Annotated in this window: 10 protein-coding genes, 1 tRNA gene and 2 pseudogenes; 4 read left to right on the top strand and 9 right to left on the bottom strand. The window is 15.5% G+C overall.

Features of this window, described 5'->3' with window-relative positions:
- The 7 genes and pseudogenes from NAREPO1_RS00655 to NAREPO1_RS00625 all read right to left on the bottom strand — a co-directional run bounded on the left by NAREPO1_RS00655 (position 1) and on the right by NAREPO1_RS00625 (position 6,488).
- A complete protein-coding gene (locus tag NAREPO1_RS00655) occupies positions 1–1,047 on the bottom strand; it encodes a 3-deoxy-7-phosphoheptulonate synthase (RefSeq protein WP_130624087.1) in 1,047 nt (348 codons plus the stop codon).
- A gap of 103 nt (positions 1,048–1,150) precedes the next feature.
- Complete coding sequence (locus NAREPO1_RS00650) at positions 1,151–1,468, bottom strand: 50S ribosomal protein L19 (protein ID WP_232616959.1); 318 nt, start codon at positions 1,466–1,468, stop codon at positions 1,151–1,153.
- Between the two features lie 15 nt (positions 1,469–1,483).
- Positions 1,484–2,213 (bottom strand): annotated as a pseudogene (trmD, locus tag NAREPO1_RS00645) (tRNA (guanosine(37)-N1)-methyltransferase TrmD).
- Positions 2,214–2,228: 15 nt separating this feature from the next.
- A complete protein-coding gene (gene rpsP / locus NAREPO1_RS00640; RefSeq protein ID WP_130624085.1) occupies positions 2,229–2,471 on the bottom strand; it encodes a 30S ribosomal protein S16 in 243 nt (80 codons plus the stop codon).
- Complete coding sequence (murB, locus tag NAREPO1_RS00635) at positions 2,465–3,541, bottom strand: UDP-N-acetylmuramate dehydrogenase (protein ID WP_130624084.1); 1,077 nt, start codon at positions 3,539–3,541, stop codon at positions 2,465–2,467. The genes rpsP and murB overlap by 7 nt, the downstream gene beginning before the upstream one ends.
- Positions 3,538–5,433 carry a tRNA uridine-5-carboxymethylaminomethyl(34) synthesis enzyme MnmG gene (gene mnmG, locus NAREPO1_RS00630; RefSeq protein WP_130624083.1) on the bottom strand — a complete coding sequence of 632 codons (1,896 nt, stop codon included), beginning with the start codon at positions 5,431–5,433 and terminating at the stop codon, positions 3,538–3,540. The genes murB and mnmG overlap by 4 nt, the downstream gene beginning before the upstream one ends.
- Positions 5,424–6,488 carry a transglycosylase SLT domain-containing protein gene (locus NAREPO1_RS00625; RefSeq protein WP_130624082.1) on the bottom strand — a complete coding sequence of 355 codons (1,065 nt, stop codon included), beginning with the start codon at positions 6,486–6,488 and terminating at the stop codon, positions 5,424–5,426. The genes mnmG and NAREPO1_RS00625 overlap by 10 nt, the downstream gene beginning before the upstream one ends.
- Positions 6,489–6,751: 263 nt before the next feature.
- Here NAREPO1_RS00625 and trmB point away from each other — a divergent pair.
- The 3 genes and pseudogenes from trmB to NAREPO1_RS00610 all read left to right on the top strand — a co-directional run.
- Positions 6,752–7,306, top strand: a pseudogene (trmB, locus tag NAREPO1_RS00620) (tRNA (guanosine(46)-N7)-methyltransferase TrmB); the annotation flags it as partial.
- A gap of 15 nt (positions 7,307–7,321) precedes the next feature.
- A complete protein-coding gene (gene pgk, locus NAREPO1_RS00615) occupies positions 7,322–8,476 on the top strand; it encodes a phosphoglycerate kinase (RefSeq protein ID WP_130624080.1) in 1,155 nt (384 codons plus the stop codon).
- 111 nt (positions 8,477–8,587) lie between these two features.
- A complete protein-coding gene (locus NAREPO1_RS00610; RefSeq protein WP_130624079.1) occupies positions 8,588–9,247 on the top strand; it encodes a ribose-5-phosphate isomerase A in 660 nt (219 codons plus the stop codon).
- Positions 9,248–9,254: 7 nt separating this feature from the next.
- On the opposite strand, the gene asnS is transcribed toward NAREPO1_RS00610, so the two are convergent.
- Positions 9,255–10,583, bottom strand: coding sequence for an asparagine--tRNA ligase (gene asnS, locus NAREPO1_RS00605; protein ID WP_130624078.1), 1,329 nt, complete (start codon positions 10,581–10,583; stop codon positions 9,255–9,257).
- A gap of 84 nt (positions 10,584–10,667) precedes the next feature.
- Between asnS and NAREPO1_RS00600 the strand changes: the two genes are divergently transcribed.
- A tRNA-Ser gene (locus NAREPO1_RS00600) sits at positions 10,668–10,754 on the top strand.
- Here the strand turns inward: NAREPO1_RS00600 and NAREPO1_RS00595 are convergent.
- Positions 10,752–12,548, bottom strand: coding sequence for an Rne/Rng family ribonuclease (locus tag NAREPO1_RS00595; protein WP_130624077.1), 1,797 nt, complete (start codon positions 12,546–12,548; stop codon positions 10,752–10,754). The two genes, NAREPO1_RS00600 and NAREPO1_RS00595, sit on opposite strands and share 3 nt — an antisense overlap.
- Positions 12,549–12,613 lie beyond the last annotated feature (65 nt).

Genomic DNA, 12,613 nt, shown 5'->3' with positions numbered 1-12,613 from the left:
TTATTTTTTATTTATTTTTTTTAATTTTTTATATATATTATTAATAATATATTCAGTTTCATCCCAACCAATACATGAATCTGTAATTGATATTCCAAATTTTAAATTATTTAATGAATTACAGTATTGATTTCCTTCAAAAAGATTACTCTCTAACATTATTCCAGATATATATTCATTTCCATTTATTTTTTGTTCTATAATATTATCTGATACTTTTTTTTGTAATTTATAATTTTTATAAGAATTATCATGACTACAATCTATAATAATTGATTTATTTAAATTTTCTTTTTTTAGTATATCAATATAAGAATTTATTTTATCACTGTAATAATTTGGACCATTTTTACCACCCCTTAAAATTATATGAGTATTATTATTACCATTGGAATCTAATAAACATATTTTTCCATCATCTTTTATACTTATAAAAGTGTGTTTTGTTGAAGAAGATTTTATTGAATTTATTGAAGAATTTATTGTACCATCTAAACTATTTTTAAATCCTGTTGGAATATCTAATGATGATACTATTTCTCTATGAATTTGTGATTCTGAAGTTCTAGCTCCTATAGAAATCCAACTAAATAAATCATCAAAATATTTAAAATATATTGGATTTAGCAATTCTGTTCCAATTGGTATATTAATTTTTATTAAATCTACTAATATTTTTCTTGATATGATTATTCCATCTTCTATTTTGTTTGTATTATTAATATATGGGTCATTTATAATACCTTTCCATCCTATTGAAGTTCTTGGTTTTTCTAAATATGTTCTCATTACTATATATATATAATTTTTTACTTTTTTATATAAATTATATAATTTTTTCCCATATTCTATAGAAGATTTATAATCACTTATAGAACATGGCCCGCAAATAATTAAAAATTTATTATTTTTTTTATTTATAATATCTGAAATTGTATTTTTATTATTTATTATTTTTAATTTATTTTTTAAATTTAATTTATATTTACTTTTAATTTTTTTTGGTGTTATTATTTTTTTTTCTAAATAATTTTTATTAGTTATCATAATTTATTTAAATTAATTAATTTGATTATATATATATATTACTATAATTAATTTAATATTTCAATTAATTAATTTATGTAATATTATTATATAATTATATAATTTATAATCTTGAAATTTTTCTTAAAAAATATAATTTAGATTTTCTATATTTTTTGATTTTATTTATTACAATTTTTTTTATGTTAGGAGCATGAATATAAAATGTTTTTTCTACTCCTACATTATAGGATATTTTTCTAACTATTATTGATGTTAAAAAAGATTTATTTTTTATAGATATAATTAATCCAGAAAATATTTGATTTTTTTTTTTATTTGAATCTATATAAAAATTAACATCCACAAAATATCCAGATTTTAATTTTAAATTATTATTTTTTAATTGACTCAAATTTAAATTTTTTATGATATTTTTCATATTTATTATGTTGTTTTATTTATTTATAAAATTCTTAAAATTATTTAAGAATATTTTTTTTAATTTTTTTAAATTTATTTTATTTATTAAATCGGGTCTATTTATCCATGTATTAATTAATGATTGTTTTAATCTCCATTTATAAATTTCAAAATGATTTCCAGATAATAATATAGATGGAACTTTCATATTTAAAAAAATATATGGTCTTGTATAATGAGGAAAATCTAATAAATTATTATAAAATGATTCATTATTAATAGATATTTTATTTTTAATTACTCCTGGGAATTAATCTAGAAATAGAATCTATTAATACAATTGCAGGTATTTCTCCTCCACTTAATATATAATCTCCTATTGATATTTCATAATCTATTTTAGATTTTATTCTTTCATCTATTCCTTCGTATCTACCACATATTATTATAATAGATTTAAATTTTGATAAATTATTAATATAATTTTGATTTAATTTTTTTCCTTGTGGAGATAGGTATATGATTTTTGATTTTTTATTATTTTCTTTAGCTTTTAATATTGATTTGTATAATGGATTACAAGATATAACCATACCTCCGCCACCATATGAATAATTATCTATTTTTTCTCCTAAACTTACAAATTTTTTTAAATCTAAAATAATTAATTTTATTATATTGTTTACAATAGCTTTTTTTATTAATCCATAATTAAATATATTTTTAAAAATTTTAGGAAACATAGTTATTATTATAATTTTCATATTTAAAAAATTTTTTTATTTTAAATAATGAAATTTATTTATTATAAATTTAACTCTATTTGAAATTTTTGATCCACATTTTTTCCAGTATATAAATCTATTAATATTTATATTAAATTGATTTTTTTTATCAAATGGATTAAAAAAACCTATTTTTTCTATAAATTTACTATTTTTAGATGATTTAGATGAAGCTACTACTATTCTATAAGATATTTTATTTTTTCTACCTATTTTAGATAATTTTATATTTAACATAATAAATTTAAATTATATTTTAAAAAATTAGTAAAAATTTTTTTACTATTTATACATTTATTATTAAGTATTAAAAAAACTTCTAATTCTAATTTTACATTAAATTTTATTAATACAATATAATAAATTATTTTTATTATTGAAATTAAATTATATCCATTATAATTTCCTTTATTAATAATTATTAATGAATTTTTATCATTTATAAAAAAATTTTCAATAATTAATCCTTTTATTCCACATTGTTCTATTAGCCATCCACCATATATTTTGTATTTATATTTTTTTTCCAAACTATAAGGAATATTATTATATTTCTTTTTTAAATATTTAATTTTTTTTTTATTTATTATTGGATTAATAAAAAAACTTCCTGAATTTCCATAAATATTATAATTAGGTATATTTTTTTTTCTTATTTTACATATAAAATTATATATTTTATTAGCTGTTATATTTTTTTTAATAAAAAAATATTTATTATTAAATATACTATGAGATATATTTGGTTTCCATTTTTTAGGAATTATTAATCCTATAGATAAAATAAATATATTTTTTTTATTATTTTTATTTTTAAATATGCTATTTCTATATGAAAATTTACAATCTTTATTACTAAATCTTATTATTTTATTATTTTTTAAATTTAATATGTCAACATATTCACAAAAATTTTTAAATTCAGAACCATAAGCTCCTATATTATATATTGATGCAGAACCAATTTTCCCAGGTATCATAGCAAGATTTTCTAATCCAAATATTTTATTTTTTAAAGTATATTTAATTATTTTATTCCAATTTTCTCCAGAGTTTATATGTAATTTCCAATTTATTTTATCACTTTTATTTTTTATTCCTAATATTTTATTTATTATAATAATTCCATTAAAATTGTTTAAAAAAATAGTATTAGTTCCATTCCCTATAATTATAAAATTTATTTTTTTAATAATTAACATATTATATATATTAATTAAATCTATAACAGAATGTATTTTTATTATTTTTTTAGCTTTAGAATTTAATCTAAAACTATGAATTTTTTTTATAGAAATAAATTTCATTTTCTATTATTTTTAATCCAAATAATTAATATAAAAATAGATGATGATGTTATATTTGGTATTTTTAATATATCTTCTATATTATTTGGTCTGTATTTATATAATAAATATTTTGATTCATTAGATAATCCAGATATATTGTTATAATTTATATCTTTAGGTATTAACATTTTTAAAAATTTATTTTTTATATCAACTTCTTTTTTTTGTTTTAATATAAAATATTCATATTTTATATCTATTTCTATTAATTTATAAATTTCTTCAATATAATTTTTATTCTTATTATAAGTGTAATCTATTATATTTAATATATCTTTATAAGATATTTCATTTAATTTTAATAATTCAAATGCATTTATTTCTTTTTTTTCTATATTTATTTTTTTATTAATTTTATTATTAATTTTTTTTATATCTATATTTAAATTTTTTAGTCTGTTTTTTTCATTTAATATATTATTTTTTTTATTAACAAAAATTTTCCATCTAAACTCATTAATTAAACCTAAATTATACCCATATTTTGTTAATCTCATATCAGCATTATCTTCTCTTAAAAAAAATCTATTTTCAGACCTAGATGTAAACATTCTATATGGTTCAATAACTCCATTATCACATAAATCTTTTATCATTAATCCTATATAAGAATATTCTTTTTTTGGATACCAAGATTCCATATTTTTAGAAAATAATGCAGCATTTATGCCAGATATAATTCCTTGAGAAGCAGCTTCTTCATATCCTGTTGTACCGTTTAATTGCCCAGATATAAATAATCCAGATATAATTTTGCTTTCTAATGTATAATAAAGATTTTTAGGGTCTAAAAAATTATATTCTACAGCATATCCTGGTCTTGTTATTCTACATTTTTCTAATCCCTTTATAGATTTTATTATTTTAAATTGAATATTTATAGGTAAACTAGTAGATATTCCATTTGGATATATTTCATTACTAAATAAGCTTTCAGGTTCTAAAAATATATGATGACTTTTTTTATCTTTAAATTTTATTATTTTATCTTCTATAGATGGGCAATATCTTGGTCCTATACTACATATTTTATTTGTATACATTGGACTATAATGTAGATTTTTATATATTATATTATGTGTATTTTCATTTGTATATGTTATATAACAATATATTTTTTTTAAATTATTATTTTGTTTAATAAAAGAAAACATTGGTATAGGATAATCGCTTTTTTGAAAATTTAACTTATTAAAATTTATAGTTTTTAAATCTAATCTAGGTGGAGTTCCTGTTTTTAACTTATTTATAGAAAATGGAAATATTTCTTTTAATTGATTAGATAAATATGTAGATGATATATCATTAGATCTTCCACCTTTATATTTAAATTTTGTTCCTATATATATAAATCCATTTAAAAAAGTTCCTAAACATAAAATAACAGATTTAGAAAAAAAATTAAACCCTAATACAGTAGATATACCATTTATTTTATTATTATTTATTAATAACTTTATAACTTTATCTTGAAATACATATAAATTTTTGTTACTAAATAATATTTTTTTTACTTCTCTACTATATATATATCTATCAGCTTGAGCTCTAGTAGATTGAACAGCTAATCCTTTACTAGTATTCAATTTTCTAAATTGTATACCAGATCTGTCTATAGCCATTGACATTATTCCGCCTAATGCATCTATTTCTTTAACAAGATGACTTTTACCTATTCCTCCTATTGAAGGGTTACATGACATTTGTCCTATAGAATCAATATTATTTGTTATTAATAATGTTTTACATCCCATCTTAGAAGACGCATTAGAAGCTTCTACTCCAGAATGCCCTCCACCTATAACTATTACATCAAAAAAATTTTTATTAATATTTTTTTTTAAATACATAATTTTTTATTGAATTCTAAATTTTTATAATTAATATATAATCTATTAACTTTTTTTAAATATTTTTTAGTTTCTTCAGATGGATGATGATTTATAATAAAATTATATACATCATCATTACTCATATTGTTTATTATATTTATTGATTCATTAAAATCATTAGAAAAAATTTTTAATATAGAATTAGTGCCTCCATTATATGAAGATATTATTAAATATCTTAATGATATTAAATTTTTTATTTTACTTAAATAAATATTCTTTAATATATATATATATGCAACACCCATATCTATATTATTTTTTTCATTAAATAAACATTCTACACTTATTTTTTTTTTCTTATTAAATACTTTTAAAACATCTGCACATGATTTGTTTTCTATTATTTGCATTAATCCAATAGCTCCATATTTACTAATAGCAAATTTATTAAAATTAGATTCAGCTTTTATAATTGATAGTATTAATAAATAATCTATATTATATTTATTTGATATTAATTTAATAATATTTATTAAATCGTTTTTATTATCTATATTTTTTATTAAATTAATTTTTAACGTATACATATTTTTACCATTACTTCTAATATAGTAAATTTTTTTACTTAATAGAATTTCAGTAAATTTTTCTAAATTATTTTTAATATTTTCTAAATAATCTGAATAGTCTAATAAAAAACTTTTAATATATATATATCTATCTATATTAATTTTTTTATTATAAAAATAATATAATATATTTTTTAATGAAAATATATTTTTTATTTCATTTGTAATAATTTTTAATGCTATTTTTTTATTTTTACATATACAATTTATTGTTATATTTTTATTATTTAAATCAATATAATTTCTAATTAAAAAATTATTTTTATATGTAACAAAAGAGTCATCATCAATTGAAAATTCTTTCCATATATAATAATTATATTTTTTGAATTTATTTATACTTATTAAACTAGTATAATATAATTTATAATTATTAATACTATTTGATATTTTCATTGTAATATACATCAAATTTATAACAATTATAAAAGTTTTATACATAATATTCTTTTTATTTTATAAATTTTAAAAAATGTAAAATAGTAGAAAATATTTTATTACAATTAAAAAATTTTTTTTAAATAATATTATAAAATAATTCTATATTATTAATAAAAAAAATAAATAATCTATAAAATACAAATTTGTTTTTTCAAATTAAATTAAAATGATATGAGAAATAGAATTACCAAATCTCAAAAATATTATATAAAAAAATTTATACAAAAAATATCTATTAATAATATAAAAAAAAAAATAATTTAAATAATTTTTTTTTAAATAAAAACAATAAAATTATATTAGAAATAGGTTTTGGAAATGGATCATATATGATAAAAGATTCTATTAATAAAAAAGAAAATAACTTTTTAGGAATAGATAATTATTTATTTGGAATAGGTAATTTTATTAAAAATATTAATTTATATAAAATAAATAATATTAAAATAATAAAATGTGATGCAAAAAAAATAATTTCTAAATATATAAAAAATAATTCTATTTATGAAATAAGAATATTTTTTCCAGATCCATGGAATAAAAATAAACATAAAAAAAGAAGATTAATAAATAAAATATTTATAAAACAACTTTTAAAAATATTAGAATTTAATGGTACTATACATATAATAACAGATTCATTAAATTATTTTGAGTATATATTAGATAATTTTAATTATTTATTAGATAAATTAAATTTTTTTATAAAAAATATAATTTGTTATAAAAATATATTTATAAATACAAATTTTGAAAAAAAAAGTATATTAAAAAATAATAATATTTATTATATATATATACAAAAAAATAAATTTTAATTTTTATAGGAAAATATGTTGAGTATAAAAGATATAAAAATAAACAACAAAATATTACTTATAAGGTCAGATTTTAATGTTCCAATAAAAAATAATAAAATTTTATCAGACATTAAAATATTGGATTCATTAGAAACAATTAAATATGCTTTGTCTAATAAAGCGTATATTATTATATTTTCTAATCTTGGAGATAATTATAATAAATATTTTCCATTATTTTCTTTAGAAATAATAAAAAAATATTTAGAAAAAAAATTAAAAGTAAAAATAAATTTAATAAAAAATTATTTATATAAAAAAAATATAAATGTTAAAAAAAATGAAATTTATTTATTAGAAAATGTTATGTTTAATAATGGAGAAATAAAAAATAATGAAAATTTATCTAAAAAATATGCAAGTTTATGTGATATATTTGTTATGGACTCTTTTTCTTATTCTTTTATGTTTCATTCATCAACATATGGAGTAGCAAAATTTGCAAAAATTTCATGTTGTGGATTATCTTTTTATAAAAAAGCAAATAATTTATATACAATTTTTAATCAAAATAGAAAAATAGTTTCTATTATAGGAGGATGTAATATAAATAAAAAAATACTTTTTATAAAAAAAATTTCTATTATATCTTATAAAATATTTATAGGTGGTGTTATAGCTAATGATTTATTATTATTTAATAATTATAAAATAGGTAAATCAATTATAGATTATGATATAAATGATAATAATAATAAAAATAATTCATTAGAAGATTTAAATAATATTATTTTGCCAAATGATGTTAAAACTTCTATAAATATATCTAAAAATTCTATATGTAAAAATAAATTAATAAATAATATAAATAGTAATGATATAATTGTAGATTTAGGATCCAAATATATAAAAAATATTATTGATAATATAGAAAATATTGATATATTATTATGGATAGGATCTATTGGAATATTTGAAATATCTAATTTTTCTAATGGAACAAAATTAATTTTAGATAATATATCTAAAAATAAAAATTTAAAATCTATTATTGTTGGATATAGTAATTTTATTTCTTTAAAAAAATTTAATTATATAAAAAAAATATATTTTTATTATATAGATAGTTATACATTATTTAAATTTATTGAAAATTTTAATATACCTATTATTAAATATTTTACATAAATTATTATATATAAAATATATATATTATTTTAAATTATAATATAAAATAATATTTTATTTTAATGATATAATATTTTAATAGATAATATAAAAAACTAAATTTTATAAAAAATGTTAAATATAAATGAATTATTATTAGAAACTTTAAAACATATAAAATCTGATATTATTTTGGGAATAGCTTATGATAATTTTACTATTGAACTTATTAAATTAATAGAAAAAAAAAATAATATTGGTAATAAATTAAATTGTGTATCTAGTTCATTAAATATAATTAATAAATTTAAAGATTATAAAATAAATTTTAATAAATTAGAAGATGTAGATTATATAGATTTATATATAAGTAGTGTAGATGAAATAGATAATAATATGAATATACTTAATGGTAAAAATGGTTCATTTACAAATGAAAAAATAATGTTAAATTTATCTAAAAAATTTATATGTATAACAGATGATTCTAAAAAAGTTCAATTTATAGGATATAAATCTCCTATTTCTATAGAAATTATAAATTCATCTATAAAATTTATATATAAAAAAATAAATGATATAAATGGTAAATGTATATTAAGAAATAATTTTATAAGTGACAATGGAAATTTAATAATAGATATATATAATTTAAATATAGAAAATCCAAAATTTTTAGAAATTTATTTAAATAGTATACCAGGAGTAATAGAAAATAGTATTTTTTCAAATAAAAATCCTGATATAATTATAAACTCATCAGAATTTGGTATAGAAAATAAAATTTTTTAATTTTTTTTTAAAAATTTATATTATCAGGAAATCTTGGAAATGCAGATACATCTCTTATATTTTCAATTCCTGTTATTAATAATATCAATCTCTCTAATCCCATTCCAAAACCTGAATGTATAACGCTACCATATTTTCTTATATCTTCATAATATTTATTTTTAATATTATTTAATTTCATTGATTTTTGTAAAATATGTAATCTATTTTCACGCTCTGATCCACCTATTATTTCTCCTATTTCAGGAAATATTAAATCCATAGATAATGATAATTTTTTATTACATCTTTTTACATAAAATGGTTTCATTATATATGGATATTTTATTAAATAAATAGGTAATTTAAATTTTTCTAATAAAAATTTTTCATGATAAGAAGTTATATTTTCTCCCCATTTAATATTAAATTTATTTTTATTTAATAAATTTATAATATTAGAATATTCCAATATTATAAATTTATTATTTATATATTGTTCTATTTTTTTTATAGAATTTTTATTAATTTTATTATTTATATATTCAATATCTTTATAATTTTTATTTAAAATTTCTTTAAATATTTTTTTTATAAAAAATTCAGAAAAATTTATTATTTTATATAAATTAAAAAATGATATTTCTAATTCTAACATCCAAAATTCAGCTAAGTGTTTTTTTGTATTTGATTTTTCTGCTCTAAAAACAGGACCAAATGAATATACTTTTGACATTGAACAAGCATAAGATTCAAGATTTAATTGTCCAGATACTGTTAAAAAAGCTTTTTTTCCAAAAAAATTTTTATTATTTTTTAAAGTTCTGTCTATAATAAACATATCACTAGAACCTTCTGTATCAAATTTAGTTATTATTGGAGTTGGAATCCATAAAAAATTATACTTATTCATAAATTTATGAATATAGTAAAAAATATTATTTCTTATTCTAGAAATTGAATTAAAAATATAAGTTCTAGATCTTAAATGAGTTATTTCTCTTAAATATTCAAAACTATGTTTTTTTGATGATAATGGATATTTATTTAAATTATATACTATTCCTAATATATTTATTTTTTTTGCTATTAGTTCGATTTTTTGTTTATGTCCTTTAGATTTAATTAATTTACCAAAAATTTTAATAGAAGATCCTATAGATAATTCTTTTTTAATTAGTTCATTATTTATTATTATTTGTATACAATTTAATGAAGATCCATCATTAACATCAATAAAAATTGATTTTTTTTTAAAATCTCTTTTGTTTTTTACCCAACCGTATATATTTATATATTTATCTAAAAATCTATTATAATTATTAAGTATATTTTTGATCAATAATATATGTTTCATATTTTTATTTATTTTTTTTTTAAAAAATGTTAATATACAAATTATAATATATATTTAAATGTTTAAATATTTTTTATAAATTATAGAGGAGTGGCTGAGTGGTTTAAAGCAACGGTCTTGAAAACCGTAAATATCTTTTGATATTCTAGAGTTCGAATCTCTACTCCTCTATTTTTTATTAATTTTTTTATTTTTTTTAAAAAAATAAAAATTTCTTTTTTTAAAAGATTTTTTATTTCTATAAATATAATTATTTCTTTTATATAAAAATTTTTTTAATATAATATTTTTAATCTTGTTTATAAAATTAAAAATATAATTTTTTATTAAATAGTATATATTTTTTATTTTATTTATATTATTTATTTTAGTCATATTTTCATTTAAAAAATTATTATTTATTAAATTATTTGTATTTTTATATTTAAAATGTTTAATATTTTTTTTATAAATATAAGGTATTAAATAACTAAATATATTTTTTTCTTCTCCATTTTTTATTCTTGTTATTATATAATTAGGAGTTTTTATTTTATCATATGGAATTATTATTATTTTAATTAAATTAGATCTTTTTTCTTCTATTTCATTTATATTCTTTCTTTTTTCATTTAATAAAATAGTCCCAATTAATATAGGAACTATTACATGGATTTCTTTAGTATTTTCTTTTAATGATTCTTCTTCTATTAATCTTAAGATTAAATATAATAAAGATCTATTATTTCTTATAAATCCATTTCCTTTACATCTAGGACAAATATAATAATTAGATTCATTTAAAGAATTTGTTAATCTTTGTCTTGAAATTTCTAATAATCCAAACTTAGATATATTACCAAATTTTATTTTAGCTCTATCCTGATAAGTAAACTTTTTAAAATTATTTTCTATCTCTAAACAATTTTTTTTACATAACATATCTATAAAATCAATTATTATTAATCCTCCTAAATCTCTTAATCTTAATTGTCTAGCTATTTCATTAGAAGCTTCTAAATTAGTTTTAAATGCTGTTTCTTCTATATCTAAACATTTTGTTGATTTAGAAGAATTAATATCTATTGCAGTCAAAGCTTCTGTAGTATCTATAGTTATAACCCCTCCTGATGGTAATCTAATATTTCTTTTAAAAGCTGTTTCTATTTGGGATTCGATATTATGATAACTAAATATTCTATAATTACCAAAATAAAATTTTATTTTATTTATAAAATCATTTTTACCTAAATCCTTTAAGCATATTTTAGATTTTTTTATAAAACTTTTATTGTCAATTATTATTTCAGATATATCTTGAGTTAAATAATCTCTAAATATTTTAATTAATATATTATTTTCTTCACAAATTGTTGCAGGAGAATCTATACTATTATAAATGTTTTTAATTTTTTCCCAATTTTTTATTTTTAAATTTAAATCATACTGTATATCTTCTATAATTTTACCTACACAAGAAGTTCTTATTATTAATCCCATATTATTAGGAAATTTTAATTGACTTAATATTTCTTTTAATATTTTTTTATTTTTATTATCAATTCTTTTAGATATACCAAATGATTTAGAATTATTAGGAAATAAAATTATATATGATCCAACTAAACTTATAAAAGTAGTTAAAACAGCACCTTTATTAAATCTTTCTTCTTTTATAACTTGAACTAATAAATCCTGACCTTTATACAAATTATTTATATTTCTATTTATTGTTTTAGTATCTTTTTTTATAAAATAATCGTCTGATATATTTTTTAATGATAAAAATCCATGTTTTTCATAACCATAATTAACAAATACGGATTCTAAACTATTTTCTATATGTTCTATTTTACCTTTATATATATTATTTTTTTTTTGTTTATTATTATAATTTTCTATATATAAATCATATAACCAATTATCATTTATAAGAGCTACTCTTATTTCTTCTTCATTGCTTGTATCAATTAACATTTTTTTCATAAATTTAAAAAAATTTTATTAAAATAAAATAATGCAAATTTAATATAAAAAATTTTTTAAAATAA

Origin of the sequence: endosymbiont of Euscepes postfasciatus, from assembly GCF_004296535.1 — a bacterium.
Lineage (GTDB): Bacteria > Pseudomonadota > Gammaproteobacteria > Enterobacterales > Enterobacteriaceae > Nardonella.
The sequence above is the reverse complement of the archived record's forward strand: the minus strand, read 5'-3'. Positions and strand labels throughout refer to the sequence as shown.

What these genes read in the sequence shown, in the direction of transcription:
- NAREPO1_RS00625 (WP_130624082.1), bottom strand. Translation starts at nt 6,488, where the DNA reads ATGTATAAAACTTTTATAATTGTTATAAATTTGATGTATATTACAATG.
- NAREPO1_RS00595 (WP_130624077.1), bottom strand. Translation starts at nt 12,548, where the DNA reads ATGAAAAAAATGTTAATTGATACAAGCAATGAAGAAGAAATAAGAGTA.
- asnS (WP_130624078.1), bottom strand. Translation starts at nt 10,583, where the DNA reads ATGAAACATATATTATTGATCAAAAATATACTTAATAATTATAATAGA.
- rpsP (WP_130624085.1), bottom strand. Translation starts at nt 2,471, where the DNA reads ATGTTAAATATAAAATTATCTAAAATAGGTAGAAAAAATAAAATATCT.
- NAREPO1_RS00610 (WP_130624079.1), top strand. Translation starts at nt 8,588, where the DNA reads ATGTTAAATATAAATGAATTATTATTAGAAACTTTAAAACATATAAAA.
- murB (WP_130624084.1), bottom strand. Translation starts at nt 3,541, where the DNA reads ATGAAATTTATTTCTATAAAAAAAATTCATAGTTTTAGATTAAATTCT.
- NAREPO1_RS00650 (WP_232616959.1), bottom strand. Translation starts at nt 1,468, where the DNA reads ATGAAAAATATCATAAAAAATTTAAATTTGAGTCAATTAAAAAATAAT.
- pgk (WP_130624080.1), top strand. Translation starts at nt 7,322, where the DNA reads ATGTTGAGTATAAAAGATATAAAAATAAACAACAAAATATTACTTATA.
- NAREPO1_RS00655 (WP_130624087.1), bottom strand. Translation starts at nt 1,047, where the DNA reads ATGATAACTAATAAAAATTATTTAGAAAAAAAAATAATAACACCAAAA.
- mnmG (WP_130624083.1), bottom strand. Translation starts at nt 5,433, where the DNA reads ATGTATTTAAAAAAAAATATTAATAAAAATTTTTTTGATGTAATAGTT.